Here is a 19,142-nt window from a genome sequence, read left to right as displayed (position 1 = left end):
ATTGAACTGCGCTCCCTTCACCGCGCCGGTGACCGCGCCGCCCCAGTCGATGGCGCCGATCGCCGCATCGAACGTCGCGCCCGTGGCAATCTTGCCGGTGACCTGTTCCAGCACGCTGATGGTAAAGCCGTTTGCCGCGGCATTGAACAATTGCCCGCCGAAGCCACCGATATGCAGCGCGGAGCCGAGCTCGGCGGTGATGAAGGACGAAATCGCGCCGATGCCGGCATGCGCCACGTCGAAGCCGCTGACGGTCGCGAAGTTGCCGACAACCTGGCTCGAGGCATCGACCGCGAGCGAGGCGGCAAAGGTCTGCGCCAGCTTCTGCCCGATCAGCCCGGCGACCGCGCCGGCCACCGCCCTGCCGGCCAGATCGTTGCCGCCGAGCGCCGCGCCGATCGCCGAGCCCAGCACCTGGCCGACCGTGCCCGCCGCCGCGGCGGCCTGGTCGAGGCTGATCTGGGCCGTGGTGACCTGGCCGGTGGTGTTTTTGGAAACGTCGACTTCGTTGTAGGGATGGGTATTTTGGGGATCGTACTTAGAAAAGGCCTGCGACAGGTCATCGTTTAAACGCGTGACACGCTCCAGCTCACCTTTCCAACCGACGGTGGACGTCTGTTGAGACCAAGCCTGGTTATCACTCACATCAAATTGTGTTCGAATGATCCGCTGGACTTCGCCATTGCTAACCATTGAGGCAAACCAGCCATCTTGGGAACCCACAACAACGGTTTTATCGGAAGCCGTACGGAACGCCCCCGAAAACCGGTTGGTGGCGGTATCATCCACAAAACCGGCCGAAGACTGAATGGTACCGTTACGTACCGAATCAACAAGCAAGCGAACATCACCTACCGAGCCGTCAAAAGATCGACCGAACGCCGCTTCGAATTGATTGGCGGAAACTCCGAACGCTAGATTTCCTGAGAACGTATCAATCGGAATAGTAGCGGCAGGACCGAATGAACTGTTCAGATAAGCGCTGTGACCTAGCGACGTAAATTGCGGATTATTCGGATTGTTGCCAAAATATATGCCTACCATCCGGGCGATCATAAATATTTCTGAGATTGTAGAGGCCACCACCTGCCTGCAGCAGAACTTCTGGATATCCAGCCGCGGCACCGATCAATCCGAATGTGTAAGAAGCCGCCGGGGTGAAGACTTCTGCGAACGGACCATTGACGACTCCATTATAACTACGTTGCAAATCCCATCGCCCGCCTGCTTGCACAGCATCGATAAGGTCCAGTCCAGAAAAAAGGATGTTGCCAGCGGTCTGGCCTAAATCGTTAGTTGCTACGGCAACGATAGACTTCCCAAAACCTATTGCGGCGGCGGGGTCAAAATCCAAAGGAAACCAGATTTTTTGACCATTAGCGGAAACCACATCCCGGCCAAAGCCATCGACAATTGTCTTCGCCTGCACTTGAAAGGTCTGGTTGTTGAAGGTTTGGCTAAATGTCCTGAATTCCTGCGCCATGGCGGATTCCTCGATCTCAGCAAACAACGGTTACAGAGTAGAAATGACCAGACAGATGGGTAACCGATCCACTGCAGCCTGAAGGCAAAAGGCGATCGGAAGCCGTTTTGGAATTGGTGATAGGCCCATTAGAGGTTTTCCCGGTTTCGTCGAAAACGAGATAATAAAAGTTGTTTTGGCTCACAAATCCACTACTACCCCAGTAAATACCTGAAAGTGAGAAAGCGGCTCTTTCTGAGCTAAAGAAAGATAGTCAGATTTAACGCCTTGAAACCGAAATTGATCAATCAGATAAGTAGCTGTCGGTCCTCCGAGCGGTGTCACTATCAATAAAACTATGCAGACCAATAACGAAAATGATTTGAAGATGCTAAGTCGGATAGTCCTGATCAACGATACTATTATCACGTACCCGCTTAGTCCCAGGTAAGACAATACTGTAGCGAAGATAGCGATAACGGCTAACATCCCCCTGTTGTGATTTCCAAAGTACAAAACGATGTACGAAATTGGAATAAAGGCGATGATGAGAGCGAGGAGTACCCGGTCATGAAAGAATGTTGCCTTCGAGGGTTCCCACCTTTTCATTATGAGCAAGCCAACGCAGGAGAAATTGTCAAAGCCCGCCGCAGCCGGATCAAATGCCACCAAGCCATCAACCGCCTACAACGCGGCGCCGACCGGGCGGCCGCCGTTGTAAACAGTAGGTGATCACCCGTTCGCAGAATTCCCAAACGCCCGTTTCCCGTCCCCGGCCGCGATCTCAGGGCGATCGGCATTCTCAACTCGGCAGCCTGCTTTGCAGAATTCTTTGGCGCGAGCAACCTCTAATTGAGTTCTTTCGCATTAAACTTTCGCAGGTTCCGTGCATGGGAACACACGCCCAACGCTTCATGCACGAATTGCGGGTTTATTTTTGTATTGCTCGTTTTCTGAATAGGACCGTCGATTGCGCGGACCTTTTCTGAGTGCAACCAGTGCCGGCAGCCCGCCCGTTGCACGCGGCGCGGGGCGCTCGCACCGTTTTCCATGAACTCTCCAATTTACGCGCATTCCTACGAACGAGTACATTGCCGAAATACTCGCATTCTGATGTGGCACGCGTATTACGCGACTCCGGACTGATTACAATGCGCTGGCAGCCTTCTCTCCGAGCGCGGCGCCACGAGAATCCTTGCAGGACTTTCCGCGAGGGAACGGCTTCTGCAATTATGCCGAGAGATATGCGATGATCGCGCGAGAAATCTCCAGCTACAATTTTTACGTGCAGCGATCGCCCTGTCCATGGCTCAGCAGGGACGTTTACGAGAGAATCTATACTTGCAACTATGCCGCGAGCTATATCCGATTACGCGACTTCTGCAACTATGCCGGGAGAAATGGGGCTGATTACGCGAAGCTTCTGCATGCAATTCTTACGCGCACCGACTGCCCACGTCCAAAGACCACTAGGGACGTTTACGAGAAATTTGCGCCTGCAATTATGACGCGACGACCGCCACAGCCAGGGACGTTTGCGAGAGAAGTCTGCATCTGCAACTATTGCGCGAACGCCGCGGCGGGCCTGCGGTCAGCGCGCCACCGGAATCGGGCCGGCGCGACGGCCTGGCGGGTGCCCGGAATGCACCGCTGGGCCTTCGCAATCCGCCGCGGGGCGCGATCAGCCCTCGCCGACCTGCGCGCGCATCTCCGCCTCGCCGCCGAATGGCGCAACGATGTCGAGGATGCGCAGGTTGCCGCCGCTCTTCCATTCCACCGCGCTCAGGCGCCGGTCGCCGGCGTCGATCCGCTTCGCCACGAGGTCGTCGGCCAGCGCCCACAGCGCCACGCCGACCGGGCGGTCGCCGGAATAGAAGATCCGGAATTGCCGCAGCAGGATTGCCGGCATCAGCAGCCATTCGAGATCGCCGAGCGGGAGCGCCTTGTGACGCGGGCTCTGCGTCATCAGCCAGGTGATCTCGCCGAGCACCTGCGACACCGTCTTCGGCGGCGGCTCGGCCTGCCCGGGCGCAGCGCCGGCGGCCGCGGGGCTGCCGTTGCCGGATGACGCGCCGCCGCCCGGTCCGCGCGGCGGGTTCGGCGAAACCGCAAAGCCGGCGAGCGCCGCCTGCAACGCCGCCTCGCCGAGCAACGGCGCATCGGAGCCCTTGCCGGCGCCGGGACGCTTATCCGCCCGCGCCTTCTTTTTGGAATCCGGCATCTGCTGCCCCCGCTCTCCGCGATATTTGCCGGATACTAGAACAACGCCGCCCGGTTGCACACCGCCGCGCCGCTCGCCGCGAAGCGCCCTGGTGCCGCAGGGGCCGGGCCATTGCGGCCGCCATGCGCGCGCGTTGCTTCATGCACCGATGTCCGGGGGCTGGTCCGGCGTCAGCGAGATCAGGTGCAGCAGGCCGCCCGCCGCCAACGCGCCCTCCTCGCTGGTTCCGTCTCTTGCCATTGCGACGAGGTGCGCCGCCAGCGCCGGCCGCGCGATTTCAGGGGCAATCGTTACGCGGCCGGGGCGATAATAACGATCCCAGGCGCGATCGAAGGCTCGCGCGAGCAACAGCGTCAGCTCGGAATCGGACGCCATGATCAAACCGCCGGCATGAAGGACAAACTCATCGCTATTCGTCATTGCCGGGCTTGGACCGGCGTATGACGCTTGCCGCTGACGCCTCCCCGGATGCAGGGTCTTAAGCGGTCCCGGTCCTGCGAAGCAGCGCTTCGCACTGCATTGCGCCCGGGACAGGGGTCCCGATCAGTACTTGAACTCCGGCATGGCCTTCAACTGGTCCTTGGTCGCGTTGTACACCGCATGGTCGGGATACCAGTTGTGGCCGGCGCGGGCCGCCGCGGTCGTGGTGGCGGTACCGGTCGTCGTTCTTGCGGTGCCGTCCGACGCGGTACGCGCATTGCCGTCGACATTGGTCGGCGCGGTCGAGGTGCCGGCCGAACGCGCCGGTTCGTTCACCCATTTCAATTTCTCGAGCGGGACCGCCACGAGGTGCTCGCCCATGCCCAGAAAGCCGCCGACGCCGAGGATGACTTTCGAGGCCTTGCCGGACTTGTCCAGGATCACGTCGTTGATGTCGCCGATCTTCTCGTTGGCTTCGTTGTAGACGTTAACGCCCGCCAGCTTCGATGCGCGCCATTCGCCTTCGCGATGCATGGTCGCGCCGGCAGCGTCCTTATTGGCGGCCGCCGGCTGGGCGGATGCCACGCCGGTCAGCAGCGCGGTGGTCAGCAGCGCGGCTGCGATGGTTCTGGAAATCATGGTCATTGTCCTCCGTTGGCAGATCCGGCGGGACAACCTTGCGCCGGGAACATTGTTCCGCATGCAGCTCCTGGCATCTGCGCCGCGGCATCCGTAGTGGAACCAAGGGTGGGAGTCTTCATTATCGCACCAAAGGGATCGGATGCAGTTCCGGCAATCGCAGTTCGGTCCAACAAGGACATCGATGTTTTTCCTGTTCTCAAACCGTCTGGGCTGCCTCGGATCAATCGTCGTTTCCGCAGGCGCCACGATCGTCCTGCTGGTCTTGTTCGGAATTCTGCGGTTCTAGCTTTTGGAAAACCACATGCCGTTATGTACGGAATGCGGCACACGTGTCGGCTCACGGCAGGGCGTTTGTCCGCGATGCCTGCATCCGCGCTGGTATACCGCCCGCAAGGTTGCGATCTGTCTTGGAATCGTCGCCGCGCTGCTGCTCGTCATAAGATATCTCGCGACCGAGTTCGCAGGCACATGGCCGGGCTAGCCGGCGGCTTTCCACATGGATTGGCGCATGGTAGCTGTTGTTTCCGTTGAGTGTGGAGGCACTTGAAGATGCCGAGCAAAACCGGCGCGCCGCGGCCCGAGGGCGGCCGTGACTTCAGCAAGCTGTTTGGCGACATCGCGAACCGTACGTCCCAGGCAGCCGGACGAGCCACCACCTTCCTGGTCGCGGTCGGCGTCGTGCTGGTTTGGGCGATAACGGGACCGCTGTTTCACTTCTCCGATACCTGGCAGCTCGTCATCAACACCGGCACCACCATCGTCACCTTCCTGATGGTGTTCCTGATCCAGAACTCGCAGAACCGGGACAGCGCCGCAATTCAGGTCAAGCTCGACGAATTGATCCGCGTCAGTTCGGCGCAAAACTCCTTCGTCGGCATCGAGCATCTTACCGACGAGGAACTCGAAGAAATCCGCATCAAATGCGAGAGTCGCGCCGAGGCGGAGAAGGCCGGCGAGGAGTCGGTCGAACGGACGGGAAAGAAGGCGAAACAGGCCGCCGATAGCGCGGTGGAATGATGGCGCGGCGTGACACACCGGATGCGCGCCAAGCAAACCACCAGGCCGCGGAGAACATCGAAGCCATCCTGAAGCTCGAAAAGGAAGCCGAGCAGGAGCTGTCCGCGTTTCACCGCCTGTCCCACGCGTTTGGCGGATTCGTCGGGACTATCTATTTCGCGGTGCTGCAATGCGTCGCGGTGCTGGCCTGGATCGGGGCAAACACCGGCTTCTTCGGCAATGCGCCGTTCGACCCCTATCCTTTTCCCTTGTTGGCCACGCTGCTCGCGCTCGAAGCCGTGCTGCTGACGTCGTTCGTCCTGATCCGGCAGAACACCATGGACAGGCGCTCGGAGCGGCGCAATCACCTCGACCTTCAGATCAACCTGCTGGCCGAAAAGGAAGCCACCAGCATCCTGAACGTCGTGCGCGAGATAGCGGAGCACCTCAAGGTCGACGTCGCGCCCGACCCGGAGCGGGAGGCGCTTTCAAAGGACACGCCTGTCGAGGATATCGCGCGGGACTTGCGGGCGAAGGAGGAAGAGCAATCCTGAGTTAGAGCACGATGGTTCTAACTCGAATCGCCACGACGCTCAGTTCACCTCTCCCCGCAGGGGAGAGGTCGACGCGCATCGTCAGACGCGGGGCGGGTGAGGGGACTTTCTGCGAGTCCCAGTTGCGTGGAGAGACCCCTCACCCGAAGCCTGCGCTGCGCTCCGGCTTCGACCTCTCCCCTTCGGGGAGAGGTAAGAAGGAGCGGCGTGAAGAACCGCACCGCGTCCGGCACACGGGTCACCGCGCAGTCGATGTCACGCGGTCGGTAACGCCTTTTCCCGCCGCATCGACGACGCGGCCGAGCTTTCCTGGAATATCGGCGAGCGCCGATTTCGCGGCCTCCGCCGTAAGGCCCTGTTTGCGGGCTTCGTCGGACACCGCGGTGACGACCTCCTCGGCGACCGTGGCCGCGCGCGAAACCTGCTCGGATGCAAAGTCGGCGGCCTGCTCTTTGAAATTATCGCTGGCTTCACCGAAATATTCGGCTTCGAGATCCGTTGCCGGCAGCGCAGCGGCAATGCCGGCCCCGATTGCCAGGCCGACCGCGCCCAAGGCCAGCGGCTGCGCGCGGAATAGTTCAGACAGGTTTTCGCGCGCGGTGTTGAACATGGCCCCGCCGGCATCAGGGACATTCCGGGCGTAACCGTAAGCTGTGTCGGCAACCTCTGACGAGGTGCGAGCAACACGGTCCAGACCCGCCGCCCCGACGTCCCGGAGCGTTTCCGTTGCCGACGAAACGCCTTGGCCAATGGATGAAACGCCACTGCCAATTGCTTCGCTACCGTACCGCAGCGTTGAACGCGCAGCATCGAGCGCATTTCCCGCCGCATCCGGAATCCGGTCAAGACCAGCGCCCCGTACCAGGTCTGCGGCGCCTTTGACGGTCCGGCCGCCGGTGAAGAGCCACAACATGCCCATTCCGATCAGCGCCGCGGATATCGGATTTTTGCGCGCCGCATCGCCCAAATCCCGGACGAACTCCGAACCTGTTTCCGAAAACTCGCTCATCGCACCATCTCCTTCACAGCAACTTTATCCCGCTGCACCTGATCGAGCGTCACCGACGGTTTTAAGGCATCGCCCGACAGCCGGTTTAGCCCTATCACGATCAGCGCCGCCGAGACGATCGCAGCGCCCACTCCGGTGATCAGATAAGCGACGGGGTCCGACAACCCGGCCCGCATCAACCCCGCGGCGACCGCAAACAGCAGCAGCACCAGCGCCGGCATCAGAATGATGGCGCCGGCGCCGATCAGGGCCGCCGCACGGCCGACCTGGTTTGCCTTGTCGGCAAGCTCGGCACGCGCCAGATCGAACTCGTTGCCAACCAGCTTGGCGAGTTGCCCGAATGCGTCGCTGACGAGGTCCGGGATCGAACGGCTACTTGGTGAACTCATCGCGGTACCCTCGGTTGTCGGAATATGATCGGTTCGCTTGATTCGGGGTAAATTGAGCACCGCCAAAACGCGCCGATTCCGAAGCGCCGGAGCCGTGCGCTGAACTCTTCAAGAACCGCACCGCGCCGAACCCCGCGAGCACCGCCAATCCGAGGAAGGCGGTGGGCTGACGCCGGGCGAACGATTGCGCGCCGCTGACGAGGTCGCTGAAATTGCCGGTCTTGATCTGGTCGGAGACACCTTCGATCTGCGCTGCCGCCTTGCGGATGTATGCACCCGCGATCGGAAGATCGCGGTCGAATTCCCGGGCGGCGCGGCGCAGGGTGTCGGCCAGGTTTCCGACATAGTCGGCGCCGGCGTTCTTCTGGCCATCGACCTGCTGTTTCAGCTTGTCGGTTGCTTGCGACGCCATGTCCTTGGCTGCATCGATCGCGTCGGATGCATGGCCCTTGAGCGCTTCTGCGGAAGACCCGGCGATTCCGGCCGCCTTCTCCTTCAAGTCGCGGCTGGCCGCCAATGCCTGATCGGCCACGTTCTTGGCCTGCTCGGTAACGCCCTTGGCCTGGTCGGCCATGCCCTTGGCGGCGCTTGCGGCTTTTTCAAAGCCGTGCGAGGCCGAGCCTGGATTGCCCATCGAGCCGGGATTGTTGGAGCCGGGATTTATTGAGCCGAGATTGCCCGACCCTGGATTGCCGGAAGCCGAACCGGCTCCGCTTTTATCGGTGCTTCTGAAGGTCTGGTCAGCCATGGTCGCGCACTCCATTGGTGTTTTGTTGAAACTTATCCTGCGGTTCGAAAGCGGTGGTGACGGCGCTTTCCGCCACGCGACGCACCCGTTCTCCAAGTTGCTGCGCGGCATTGCCTAACGCATCGGGCGTAAGCCCCTCCGCTTCGGCCTGCCGGACCGCCTTGTCATAGACATCGCCGACGGCATCCTTAGCCGTGTCGATGCCTTGCGAAGCCGCGGCTTGAACACGCCTCTTTACCGAACTGCTCGCGTCGCCAATTAAGCCATCCTCGATGTCGGAGCGGGGCAGAGCACTGGCGATGAGACCGCCAACCAACAGGCCGACGCCGGCAACCACCAGAGGATTCTGCTCGATGGTTTCGAGAAAGCTCTTGCCGGCGCGGCCGGTGAGATCCGATGCAGCATCGCGAGCCGTCTTTACGGCATTCAGCCCGGCATCGGCGGCGCCGGCCGCCATTTTCCGCACCGATGACGTTGCGTCGGATGCGATATCCTGCGCGCTGGAAGCCGCCGAACCTACCGCCCGGACAGTCCTGTCCTTGAGGTCGCTGGCCTGATCCGCGGCGGAAGCGCCAAGCGAGGACGCTTTGTCCTTCAGCCTGTCGGAGCTTGATGCGAGCGTCGCTCCCATCCGGTTGGCCGTCTCATTGACCTGATCGGCGGCCTGGCTGACGCGTTCGGTCCCACCGGAAACCGTGTCCCGCAAGCGATCGAGGTTCTCGTTAGCAAACGCTTTAGCCGCGGCGGCCGACTCGCCGACTTGGTCCCTGACGTCGTGGGCGCGCCGTTGCACCTCGTCCGAAAGGTCGGAAGCCATGTCCATGGCTTTTTGCGAGGCGACCTGGCCGGTTTTGGAGCCGGCAAAAAACAGCCCCGCGCCAATCATCAGCACCGGCAGCGGAACGGCGCGCGCCATCCGCAGCAGCGGGTACCCGACACTGACGCCGATAGCCGCGGCCTGCATGGGATTGCGGCGAGCGGCAGCGGTGATGTCATCCAGCAGCTGTTCTCCCCGGCTCTTAATGTAGTGGGATACCTCAGCCTTGATATGGTCGGGGCTGATGCGTTGGCGAATGTCGCTGGCGGTATCCGCAACGGTGGTGCGAAGCTGCTCGACCGTGTCTGTCAGGCCAGCCCGCGTCTGCTCGGTCTCGCGCTTGATCTGCTGCAGTGAACGGGTGTCGGTCATGGCGTCGATCCTCTCGGGGGACTATTCGCGACATGAACTCTTTGACGATGCCATTAGTTCCCGACAACGTTGCCGGTGCGGCCCTTGGGCGCTGTGAATGCGGAGACAGCGGCTTTCAGCGACCGGGGCGGCTCGGTACCCTGTTGCGGAGCATCCGGCTTTGACGGCGCTTCCCCGCCTAGCAGACAGACGACGATGCGGGCCGACGGCGCCTTTCTCGAGAGCCTCCTGACGGCGTAGTCGATCCTCGCCTTCGGAACATTCTCGAGATAGCAGACGCATATCGACGCGGCGTTGTCGTCCTCGATCGCGGTCGTGGCGCCGGCGACGCGGGCCTCGATGCCTTCGCGCTTGAGCGCATCCGCCAAAAGCAGGACCGCACAATCATCCAGCCGGCCCAATCCGGGAATGCAGAACACCGGCTTTCCGAAATCGACGCCGGTCAAGGTGACTACCTTGCCAGCCGCCGCGGGCTTTTCCTTTGCTTCCTCGGCAGACTCGCTGCCGTGTTCGGCAAGGTCTTCAACGATGTCGGATACGGTCTTGAAGATGTTTTCAAGCCTGACATCGTCGAGCCTGCCCAATTCGGCGTCGGCTTGCGCGAGCCGCAGCGCTCCAAGCACTATCTCCTCGTAATAGTCGGCGACCGTGCCGTCCTTCAGGAAGGCCCGGGCCTGCTCGATCGCTTCCAAGGGATCGCCGGTCAGCATGCGCTGGTAGGCGGCCTGTTGCGGCGTCAGCGCCGGCTGGTCTCCCAGCATGACGTCGATGAACTGCAGGCGGTCGACGTGACGGGCGAGCACCACCAGGCACAGGGTAAGCGGAGTGGACAGCAGCAGTCCCAAGGGTCCCCAAAGCCAGGTCCAGAATGAGGCGGCAACGACAATGGCGACCGGCGAGAGCCCGGCGCTTTTGCCGCACACCAAGGGCTCGATGACCTGGCCGGTCAGCGGCTCGACGATGGCGAACAGTGCGACCGTCCACAGCGTCATGGTCCAGCCGTCTTCGACTGCCGCGGCGAGCGCGATGGGAAGTGCCGCCGCCAGCATCGCGCCGATATACGGCACGAAGCGCAGAATTGTCGCCAAAAGGCCCCACAGCGGCGCGTTGGGCACTCCGATGACAGCGAGACCCAGTCCAATGACGGCGCCGAAAATCGCATTCAGAACCAACTGGGTCGCGAACAGACGTCCAAGCCTGCGACCGGCGTCGTTCAGCGCCGCGGTCGTCCGCTCCAGATCCCCGCTGCCGGCCAGCCGTATGAAACGGTTGCGGAGGTCTTCCCGCTGAAAGAGAAAGAAGGTGAGAAAGATCACGACAATTCCGCTCGTGGTGAACGGCGCCGCGAGCGGCCGCAGCATCGCGACCAATGCTTCCGAGGCGCCCGGATCGGGCTGATGCACTTCGACCGGTATCGGAGAGGTTTTGGCACGGTCCTGGGAAAGCGCTTCCCTCGAGGCGGGCGCGACCCTGTCCTCCTGCGTGCTCAACTCCTTGTCGAGGTTCTTGAGCATGATGGATGCGTTCTTGAGCAGACCGGCGGTGGGCAGCGCATCCCGCAGATTGTGCACCTTGCTTGCCAGCGTCGCCTGGTAGCGCGGCAGATCGCTGACCAGGAGATTGACTTCGATCATCACCATGGTCGCGAGACTTAACGCGACGGCCAGGGCGCCGACAACGGTGGACATCACGGCCAGCCACCGCGGCAGCCGCCAGCGCTGAAGAATCCTGACCAGCGGCGCAAGCAGGACGCTAAGCAAGACGGCGAGTGCGATGGGTACGAGGATGTCGCGGGTGAAATAAAGCGCCGCGACGATGACCGCCACAACAACGAAATTCGTGAAGGCAAGGCCCGGAGCGACCAAGTTCGATCACCTGCTAATTGGCCCGATCGGACCAATCCGGTCGGCAGTTTCCTAATCGGGAGCGGCGGTGAATGTTCCAGAGCCGCGGCACTGGACTTGCCACCCGATGCGTGCCGGCAAGTCATCGCGCTGCGGCACCGGCTGGGAACGTCCGGCGTTCTGAGGCATTGGGCTCCGCACACCAGCACCGGGGAGCATCAAATGGCGAAATCCAAACGTTCCAGCAGCAAGGCTGCAACAATCCACGACCAGAAACTGGATCGCGGTGAAGGCGGCGAACTTCATCAGATTGCCGCAGGGAACGTGCCGGTACTGACCACGGCGCAGGGCGGTCCGGTGTCGGACGACCAGAACTCGCTGAAAATCGGTCCGCGCGGACCGGCCCTGCTGGAGGATTTCCATTTCCGCGAAAAGATTTTCCATTTCGACCACGAGCGCATCCCGGAGCGCGTTGTCCACGCGCGCGGCTACGGCGCGCACGGCTTTTTCGAGAACTACAAGCCGCTCGCAAAGTACACCCGCGCCGACCTGTTCCAGCGCGCCGGCGAGCGGACCCCGGCGTTTGTGCGGTTCTCGACGGTAGCGGGCAGCAAGGGCTCGGCCGATCTGGCCCGCGATGTCCGCGGATTCGCGGTAAAACTCTACACCCAGCAAGGCAACTGGGACATCGTCGGCAACAACATCCCGGTATTCTTCATCCAGGACGCCATCAAGTTTCCCGACATCATCCACGCCGTCAAGGAAGAACCGGACCGCGCATTTCCGCAGGCGCAATCCGCGCACGACAATTTCTGGGATTTTATCAGCCTGACCCCCGAAAGCATGCACATGATCATGTGGGTGATGTCGGACCGCGCGATTCCGCGCTCGTTCCGTTTCATGGAAGGCTTCGGCGTCCACACCTTCCGCCTGATCAATGCGAAGAACGAGTCGACTTTCGTCAAGTTTCACTGGAAGCCGAAGCTTGGTCTTCAGTCAGTGCTGTGGAACGAGGCGGTGAAGATCAACGGCGCCGATCCGGACTTCCACCGCCGCGACCTGTGGACCGCGATCCAGACCGGCAATTTCCCGGAATGGGAGTTGCAGTTCCAGCTGTTCGACCAGGCCTTCGCCGACAGTTTTGAATTCGACGTGCTCGACCCGACAAAGATTATTCCTGAGGAGGTTCTGCCGCCGATTCCCGTAGGAAGGCTGGTGCTGGACCGCATGCCGGACAATTTCTTTGCCGAGACTGAACAAGTCGCGTTCATGACCCAAAACGTGCCGCCCGGCGTCGATTTCTCCAACGACCCGCTGCTGCAGGGGCGTAACTTCTCTTACCTCGACACCCAGTTGAAGCGCCTGGGAAGTCCGAACTTCACCCACATCCCGATCAACGCGCCAAAGTGCCCGTTCCATCACTTCCAGCAGGACGGCCACATGGCGATGCGCAACCCTGTCGGGCCTGTGAATTATCAGCCCAATTCATTCGGCGAAGGCCCACGCGAGTCTCCCGAGGCGGGCTTCACGCCGTTTGCCGATCTCGAGGAAGGCGCCAAACGCCGGCTGCGCGCGGAAAGCTTTGCCGATCACTACAGCCAGGCAAGGCAGTTTTTTATCAGCCAGACTCGCGGCGAACAGCATCACATCGCGGCCGCGCTCACGTTCGAACTGAGCAAGGTCCAGACACAAGTCATCCGCGAGCGGATGGTGTCGCACCTGCTTAACATCGACGAGACGCTTGCCAACAGGGTCGCAGCGGCCCTCGGCCTCAAGGCGATGCCGAAACCCGCCGATGCCGCGATGCCGACGCGGCAGGATCTGGAGGAGTCGCCTGCGCTCAGCATTGTCGAGAAGGGGCCGCAGCGCTTCGAAGGCCGCAAGCTCGGCATTCTCGTCACCGACGGCTCCGACGCGGCCATCGTCAAAGCGTTGAAAACGGCGCTAAAGAGAGAGAAGGCCACGTTCGAAATCATCGCGCCCAAGGTCGGCGGCGCCAAGCTCAGCGACGGCAGCTGGATCGAAGCCGACCAGATGGTCGACGGCGGACCTTCCGTTCTCTACGACGCGGTCGCGCTGTTGCCCGCTAAAACCGCGATAGACGATCTGGTGCAGGAGTCGACGGCGCGCGATTTCGTCGCCGACGCTTTCGCGCATTGCAAGTTCATCGGCTACGTCGAAGCCGTCATGCCGCTATTCGAAAAGGCCGGCATCGCCGAGACGCTGGACGAGGGCGTGATTGCGTTGAAGAGCTCAAAGGACGTCGCCGGCTTCGTCAATACGCTCGGCAAGCTCCGCCTTTGGAGCCGCGAGCCGGGCGTCAAGATGCGCTGAAAGCCATGCGAGGCATCGCGCCCCAGACGCAGCGCGCCGCACTTGCGGCGTGGTGCGCTGCAGTGCCAGGGCCGTGACGTCCTTTCGTCATGGCCGGGCTCGACCCGGCCATCCATCCTCTTCGAAAAATATTCTTTGCGAAGCTCGATGGATACGCGGGTCAAGCCCGCGTATGACGCAGAAAGAGTGTTGCACCGTAAGGCGATCTAAACGCCGCTCAGTTCCTGCATGATGCTTGGAATTTCGCCGGGGATCTCGCGTGCCAGCAGGCCGAAGGTGCCGTTCCTCTTTGCCAGGCGGCGGCCGGCCTCGCCATGCATGTAGACGGCCCAGATGGTCGCCAACGGCGGATGCGTTCCTCTGGCAAGCAGTCCGGCCAGAATGCCTGCCAAGGTGTCGCCCGATCCCGAGGTTGCCAGACCGATCGAACCATTGTCGGAAAGCCAGGCCTCGCCGTCCGGTGCTACGACATGGGTGCTTGCGCCTTTCATGGCTACCACTGCCTGCAGCGCCGCCGCAGCCCGACGGGCGGCCTGCAGCGGCGCGTCGTCGATCTGCTCGCGCTGGACATTAAGAAACTTCGCCATTTCGCCGGAATGCGGTGTCACCACGATCCGGCCGGCACGGCCGCTGGGCATCTCACTCGCCTTGAGAGTCACGAATGCGGATGCATCGAGAGCGAAGACGGGCGTTTGCAGACGCTTCAGCAATTCGGACGTCAGCTCGGCCACGGCCGGCTCGTCCGTCATGCCCGGACCGATCAGCACCGCGTCGCAACCGGAGCCGAGTTCGGTCAACCGGGGCGCGTTCGCAGGATCGATACCTCCGGCCGGCGTTTCGCGGCACCCGACCACCATCGCTTCCGGCATTGCGACCCCGAGATGAGAAGCGGCCGACCGGCAGGTCGCGATCTGCAGTATCCCGGCACCCGCCCGCAATGCGCCAAGTCCGGCCAGCAGCGCAGCTCCCGGCACCTCAGCGCTTCCCGCGATCACGAGCACGCGTCCCCTCGCCTGCTTGTCGCTCTCCTGGTCGTGTCTGGGCAGCGGATGTGCGCGAAGCAACTCGGCCGTGACGGCAACCGGACTCATCGCGCGGCCACGTTCGCGTCGGGACTGGATGTGACCGGCGCGCCTTCGCGCTCCAGCGGCGCCACGAAATTGTATTTCGTCAGCACCAGAGAACCGTCGCCGTGTTTTCCCGGTTCGAAGGAAAATTCGGTGACCGCGCAATTAGCCACGTCACCCTCGGCATCTATGGCAAGGATGGTTTCCTCGTCCATGTTTTCGAGCACATAGCGCATGCAGAGCACCACCACCTGATGACCCACGATGAGGACGCGCTTGCCGCCATAGTGCAGGCTGATGGTGTCGAGCATGCCGCGGAGCCGCAGGATCACATCGCACCAGCTCTCTCCCGCCGGCGGCCTGAAATAGAATTTTCCCACCAGCCGGCGGGATGCGGCTTGCTCGGGATGCCGCTGCTCGATCCCAAGACGGGTCAGGCGGTCCAGGATTCCGAATTCCTTTTCCCGCAGCCGCTCGTCGACGACGAAACCGGAGAAGCCGGCCGCAAGGCCCGCCGACTCCTGTATGATTGCGGCGGTGCGCCGGGCACGAAGATATGGCGAAGTCAGCACGATTTCGGGCCGCTGGTCCGGCGGCATGGACGCAAACCATCGGCCCAAAGCCTCCGATTGCTGTTCACCAAGCGGGCTGAGAGCAACGTCGACGTCGCGTGCGTCGATCGCGATGTCGGCTAGTCCCGCCGCATGGGCGGCGTCCCGCGCGACATTGCCGGCGCTTTCGCCATGCCGCACGATCCAGAGTCTTGACGGCCAGTGCTGGCTCACGGCTTCGCCTCTTGCAGCCGATCGGATGGGCGGCTTTCTGGCGTCTGCCGCGGCTTGCCGGTGCGAAAATCGGAATAGGCCTTGGTGAATTCGGCTCCGAGCAGAAAGATCTGCGCAGAATAGTAGACCCAGAGCAGGATGACGATGAGGGCACCGGCGGCGCCATAGGTGGACGCCACGGCGCTGCTGCCGATGTACCAGCCGATCAGCGATTTCCCGGCTGTGAACAACAGCGCCGTCACGGCAGAACCGACGACGACGTCGCGCCACTGGATCGGCCGGTCCGGAAGCACCTTGTAGATCGCCGCGAAAAGCACGGAAATCAGCAAAAATGAAACAATGCCGTTGAGGATCGTCAGCACCACCTTGCCGAACGGCAGGACGGCGTTCAGATAGTCGCCCAGCGCCGTCAGGCCGGCACTGACGACCAGCGAAACCATCATGAGGAATCCGAGCGACACGACCAGACCCAGGCTGGCCGCGCGGGCTCGTATCAGTCTGGAGATCGGTGTGCCGCTGGAATCGATCTTCCAGATCGTGTTCAGCGCCGACTGCATTTCACCGAACACCCCCGAGGCGGTCACGATGATCGTGGCCACGCCGATCAGCGTCGCCAGCGTTCCCGAGGACTTGTTTTGGGCGCCGGCAATGGCGGACTGAAGAAACTCGGCGCTTTCCTTGCCCATCAGGCCGGTGAGTTGCCCGACAATACCGTTTTGCGCGGCTTCCTGGCCGAAGGCGAGGCCCGCGACCGCGACCACGATCAGCAGGATCGGCGCGATCGAGGTGACCGTATAGAACGCGATGGCCGCGCCCTTGCTGAGAGCATCGTCCTCGATGAATGAAAGGACGGTCGACTTGCAGAGAATCCAGGTTTTTTTCACTAACGCCTCGGTGGCTGCGACCACTGCTTTTTGGTGTGACGAACAAACGGTCGTCGACATCGGTTTCAATGCACCGACGGCTTATCGATGCATCAATCGTTCCGCTCGATGACGTGAAAACAATCTGCGCGGAAACAAAGAGTTCCACCGATGCCTTACCAGCGCCGGGGTGCTCGAACCTTTTCTTTGGAATTCGTCGCAACCATCGGATTTGCACCTTGGTGGCCAAAGTCCGTGCAACATCCCAGCGCCTTATCCAACTTCATCGGATCGGGCTGGTCGTGAGCGACGCTGTAGAGCGTGATGCGCTATTGTTGAGTCGTCATTGCGAGCCAACGGGTCGGCGCGAAGCGCCGCCCGATGGCAGGCGCGGCGAAGCAATCCAGAGCCGCAAGAGTAGACTGGATTGCTTGGTTGCTGCGCTCCTCGCAATGACGCATTTCGACTTGACATCAGGCTCCAAGCCGACCGCCATTTTGCCGTGGCGGTCGGAGCAGCGAGCGCGATGACTTAAGCCGGCCTGCGCGAAGGCTGAACTAGATGGTTCGGCGGCGCCCTGCAATCATGCCGTAGACCAGCAACACGATGATGGCGCCGACGACAGCGCCGATAAGCCCGGCGCCTTCACCCGGCCGATACCAGCCCAGCGCCTGACCCAGATAGGTCGCAACGAAAGCTCCTACAATTCCCAAAATGGTCGTGAGAATGAAGCCGGACGGCTCATTGTCTCCTGGCATGAGGAACTTGGCGATGACGCCGGCTATGAATCCAATGATGATCGTCCACAGAATGCCCATTGCGTTGATCCTTTTGTTCAGGTCAAAAAATGCGTCTAGTTCGGCAGCCTGCCGTCGGGGGTGTATTTGTCCACCGCGGCAGGGAGTTCTCGGGACAGCCTCGCCAGCAGTTCCTCCTGGGACAGGCCGGTTTGTTGCTCCAGCGCGGCCAGCACATCGGGGCCGATCGCCTGCTTCAACTGCGGTGGCGGAAGCTCCTTATTGGGGCCCTGGTTGACCCATGACTGCGCGGCGTCTCCCTGGCCGTTCTGCTGAAATCGCTCAAGCAGTTCGCCTAATCCGCCACTCAACAGTCCCCCTGCGCCGCCGCCGGCGAGCGCCCCGCTCAAATTTGACAGCAGGCCCCCTAGCGGGCCTTGCGTTCCGCCGGCGCCGGGCTGCGTAGTGCCGCCGACGCCCTTGAGCAGTTCTGCGATCTTGTCCCTGTTCTGGTATCCCGCCAGGGCAACCAAGCCCAGCAACGCCGTCATCGATGGCATCCCACGTGACATCTTTCGCTCCTTTGGACCAATTACTGTCGGCAGCAACGGATAACATGGATTTGGGTTCCAACTTGAACCAAGGATTGGCGCCGCCGTGTCAGGCCTAGCGCTTGGATTCGCCTTTTTGCTGACTTTGCTGTCGGCGGGGGCCAGGCGTCCCAGGGCCGCTACATCCGCACCACGCGGCGGGCGAAGTCGCAAACATCGGTCAGCCGCAAGGCGCCGGCGAGCGGCGCTCCCATTTTTGAATGCTGTACGCAGCCAGATGCCGACCCGGCGCTGGATGGGGTTGCCGAAATGCCATTCCTTCGGGCGCGAACCCGACGGCATGCGATGCATTTATGCTCAAAGTATCTTTAACGGAGCAAGGCAAATCCATTGCGGATTACGCGGGACGCAAACAACGCGTAAACGAACCGGTGTAGTTAACGGCGAAGAAGGCTTGCTGATGCATTAACAGAGATGCTTTCGATCAAAGCAATGTTTGCAGCACCACCTGCGTTTCCGGTGTTTTGCGACCGACAGCACCCTTGCGTGCCGCGCAAAGAACTTTTCGGTTTTGTTTTGGTAAAGCATCTTTCGCGGGCATCGACGCAGCGTAAAAATCCGATGAGCAAAGGTCCTAAACAAATCATCATTTCGAACCTGACAATTTGAGCGCCAATTCCACCGTGATCTAAATTTCTTGTTGGCATCGTCTCCCCGGGGTTGGGGAGAAGAAAATGCCAAGCAAAAATACACTAAGGGGCGATGCGTCCGACGGCGACTATGTCGCGACGGCCGGCGCGGTTGCAGCACCGGTTTATGCGTCAAGCCTTGCTGCGGAGAATACCTACAGATCATATCAATGGTATCTGGACGGGTATCTGACAGTCGGCGGCGACGAATCCGGCGCAAACGTCGACAAGATTTCGATCGAGTACTCGGGATCCGGAGTCAAGGTCGGCATCATCGACCAGGGATTCGATATTTCAAATCTCGACCTGGTCGGTCGGTTCGATATCAGCAAGAGCTTCGATCCTCGGGACACCACCGGCGTCACGAACATCGCGCCGGATAGCGCCGCGGAGGCGCATGGCACGTGGGTCTCCGGAGTGATAGGCGCATCGGCAACCAACCAGCTGGGAGCGGTCGGCGTTGCTCCGGAGGCAACGTTGGTGGGTTACTATGCGAGATTCGGATTTGGCGGCTCGTCGGTCGACGAGCTCGCGCATCTGCTCGCGCTGCAAGTCAATGTCGACGTATCGAACAACAGCTGGGGTTTCAGCAACGCATTCTCCGATAATTTCAAGAATCCGGCCTGGGACGGCGTCGAAAAC

At 61.4% G+C, this 19,142-nt stretch carries 20 protein-coding genes and 1 pseudogene; 6 read left to right on the top strand and 15 right to left on the bottom strand.

The window, feature by feature from the left end; all coding sequences use genetic code 11:
• The 5 genes and pseudogenes from VGP39_RS27705 to VGP39_RS27685 form a co-directional block, all read right to left on the bottom strand.
• Positions 1 to 1,056, bottom strand: a pseudogene (locus VGP39_RS27705) (hypothetical protein); the annotation flags it as partial.
• Positions 1,010 to 1,483 carry a hypothetical protein gene (locus tag VGP39_RS27700; protein WP_327571287.1) on the bottom strand — a complete coding sequence of 158 codons (474 nt, stop codon included), beginning with the start codon at positions 1,481 to 1,483 and terminating at the stop codon, positions 1,010 to 1,012. The pseudogene VGP39_RS27705 and the gene VGP39_RS27700, both read right to left, overlap by 47 nt.
• Positions 1,484 to 3,143: 1,660 nt before the next feature.
• Positions 3,144 to 3,683 (bottom strand): toxin-activating lysine-acyltransferase, encoded by a 540-nt coding sequence (locus VGP39_RS27695; RefSeq protein WP_327571286.1) that lies wholly within the window; start codon positions 3,681 to 3,683, stop codon positions 3,144 to 3,146.
• Positions 3,684 to 3,821: 138 nt separating this feature from the next.
• Positions 3,822 to 4,058 (bottom strand): hypothetical protein, encoded by a 237-nt coding sequence (locus tag VGP39_RS27690; protein WP_327571285.1) that lies wholly within the window; start codon positions 4,056 to 4,058, stop codon positions 3,822 to 3,824.
• Positions 4,059 to 4,226: 168 nt separating this feature from the next.
• Entirely contained in the window at positions 4,227 to 4,742 is a 516-nt protein-coding gene (locus VGP39_RS27685) for a PRC-barrel domain-containing protein (RefSeq protein WP_327571284.1), read from the bottom strand.
• Positions 4,743 to 5,046: 304 nt separating this feature from the next.
• Here VGP39_RS27685 and VGP39_RS27680 point away from each other — a divergent pair, with 304 nt between their 5' ends.
• The 3 genes from VGP39_RS27680 to VGP39_RS27670 all read left to right on the top strand — a co-directional run bounded on the left by VGP39_RS27680 (position 5,047) and on the right by VGP39_RS27670 (position 6,295).
• Positions 5,047 to 5,226: a hypothetical protein gene (locus VGP39_RS27680; RefSeq protein ID WP_327571283.1), complete on the top strand. Its 180-nt coding sequence runs from the start codon at positions 5,047 to 5,049 to the stop codon at positions 5,224 to 5,226.
• Positions 5,227 to 5,294: 68 nt separating this feature from the next.
• The gene (locus tag VGP39_RS27675) at positions 5,295 to 5,762 is read left to right on the top strand and encodes a low affinity iron permease family protein (RefSeq protein ID WP_327571282.1); all 468 of its coding nucleotides are present in this window, start codon (positions 5,295 to 5,297) and stop codon (positions 5,760 to 5,762) included.
• Positions 5,762 to 6,295 carry a DUF1003 domain-containing protein gene (locus VGP39_RS27670; protein WP_327571281.1) on the top strand — a complete coding sequence of 178 codons (534 nt, stop codon included), beginning with the start codon at positions 5,762 to 5,764 and terminating at the stop codon, positions 6,293 to 6,295. Before VGP39_RS27675 ends, VGP39_RS27670 begins: the two co-directional genes overlap by 1 nt.
• Positions 6,296 to 6,533: 238 nt before the next feature.
• Here the strand turns inward: VGP39_RS27670 and VGP39_RS27665 are convergent, their stop codons facing one another.
• From VGP39_RS27665 to VGP39_RS27645, 5 genes are read right to left on the bottom strand one after another with little or no spacing between them, the layout of a single operon-like run.
• Entirely contained in the window at positions 6,534 to 7,262 is a 729-nt protein-coding gene (locus tag VGP39_RS27665; protein ID WP_327571280.1) for a hypothetical protein, read from the bottom strand.
• Positions 7,263 to 7,300: 38 nt separating this feature from the next.
• On the bottom strand, positions 7,301 to 7,693 hold the full coding sequence (locus VGP39_RS27660) for a phage holin family protein (protein WP_327571279.1): 393 nt from the start codon (positions 7,691 to 7,693) through the stop codon (positions 7,301 to 7,303).
• Positions 7,677 to 8,441, bottom strand: coding sequence for a pentapeptide repeat-containing protein (locus VGP39_RS27655; RefSeq protein WP_327571278.1), 765 nt, complete (start codon positions 8,439 to 8,441; stop codon positions 7,677 to 7,679). Before VGP39_RS27655 ends, VGP39_RS27660 begins: the two co-directional genes overlap by 17 nt.
• Complete coding sequence (locus tag VGP39_RS27650; RefSeq protein WP_327571277.1) at positions 8,434 to 9,630, bottom strand: hypothetical protein; 1,197 nt, start codon at positions 9,628 to 9,630, stop codon at positions 8,434 to 8,436. Before VGP39_RS27650 ends, VGP39_RS27655 begins: the two co-directional genes overlap by 8 nt.
• Before the next feature lie 53 nt (positions 9,631 to 9,683).
• Entirely contained in the window at positions 9,684 to 11,495 is a 1,812-nt protein-coding gene (locus tag VGP39_RS27645) for an AI-2E family transporter (RefSeq protein WP_327571276.1), read from the bottom strand.
• Positions 11,496 to 11,696: 201 nt separating this feature from the next.
• Here VGP39_RS27645 and VGP39_RS27640 point away from each other — a divergent pair, with 201 nt between their 5' ends.
• Positions 11,697 to 13,808, top strand: a complete 2,112-nt coding sequence (locus tag VGP39_RS27640; RefSeq protein ID WP_327571275.1) for a catalase — start codon at positions 11,697 to 11,699, stop codon at positions 13,806 to 13,808.
• A gap of 206 nt (positions 13,809 to 14,014) precedes the next feature.
• Here the strand turns inward: VGP39_RS27640 and VGP39_RS27635 are convergent, their stop codons facing one another.
• The 5 genes from VGP39_RS27635 to VGP39_RS27615 form a co-directional block, all read right to left on the bottom strand.
• Positions 14,015 to 14,899: an NAD(P)H-hydrate dehydratase gene (locus VGP39_RS27635; protein WP_327571274.1), complete on the bottom strand. Its 885-nt coding sequence runs from the start codon at positions 14,897 to 14,899 to the stop codon at positions 14,015 to 14,017.
• Entirely contained in the window at positions 14,896 to 15,660 is a 765-nt protein-coding gene (locus VGP39_RS27630) for a histidine phosphatase family protein (protein ID WP_327571273.1), read from the bottom strand. Before VGP39_RS27630 ends, VGP39_RS27635 begins: the two co-directional genes overlap by 4 nt.
• A complete protein-coding gene (locus VGP39_RS27625) occupies positions 15,657 to 16,544 on the bottom strand; it encodes a YihY/virulence factor BrkB family protein (protein WP_327571272.1) in 888 nt (295 codons plus the stop codon). The genes VGP39_RS27630 and VGP39_RS27625 overlap by 4 nt, the downstream gene beginning before the upstream one ends.
• A 536-nt stretch (positions 16,545 to 17,080) precedes the next feature.
• On the bottom strand, positions 17,081 to 17,341 hold the full coding sequence (locus tag VGP39_RS27620) for a GlsB/YeaQ/YmgE family stress response membrane protein (RefSeq protein WP_327571271.1): 261 nt from the start codon (positions 17,339 to 17,341) through the stop codon (positions 17,081 to 17,083).
• Between the two features lie 35 nt (positions 17,342 to 17,376).
• On the bottom strand, positions 17,377 to 17,832 hold the full coding sequence (locus tag VGP39_RS27615) for a YidB family protein (protein ID WP_327571270.1): 456 nt from the start codon (positions 17,830 to 17,832) through the stop codon (positions 17,377 to 17,379).
• Positions 17,833 to 18,285: 453 nt separating this feature from the next.
• On the opposite strand from VGP39_RS27615, the gene VGP39_RS27610 reads away from it, so the two are divergent.
• On the top strand, positions 18,286 to 18,480 hold the full coding sequence (locus VGP39_RS27610; RefSeq protein ID WP_327571269.1) for a hypothetical protein: 195 nt from the start codon (positions 18,286 to 18,288) through the stop codon (positions 18,478 to 18,480).
• A 65-nt stretch (positions 18,481 to 18,545) separates the two neighbouring features.
• Positions 18,546 to 19,142, top strand: a 597-nt coding sequence (locus VGP39_RS27605) for a S8 family serine peptidase (RefSeq protein WP_327571268.1), incomplete at its 3' end; no start/stop codon positions are given.

It is taken from the genome of Bradyrhizobium sp. (genome assembly GCF_036009065.1).
GTDB lineage: Bacteria > Pseudomonadota > Alphaproteobacteria > Rhizobiales > Xanthobacteraceae > Bradyrhizobium.
This window is presented reverse-complemented; position numbering and strand designations above follow the sequence as displayed.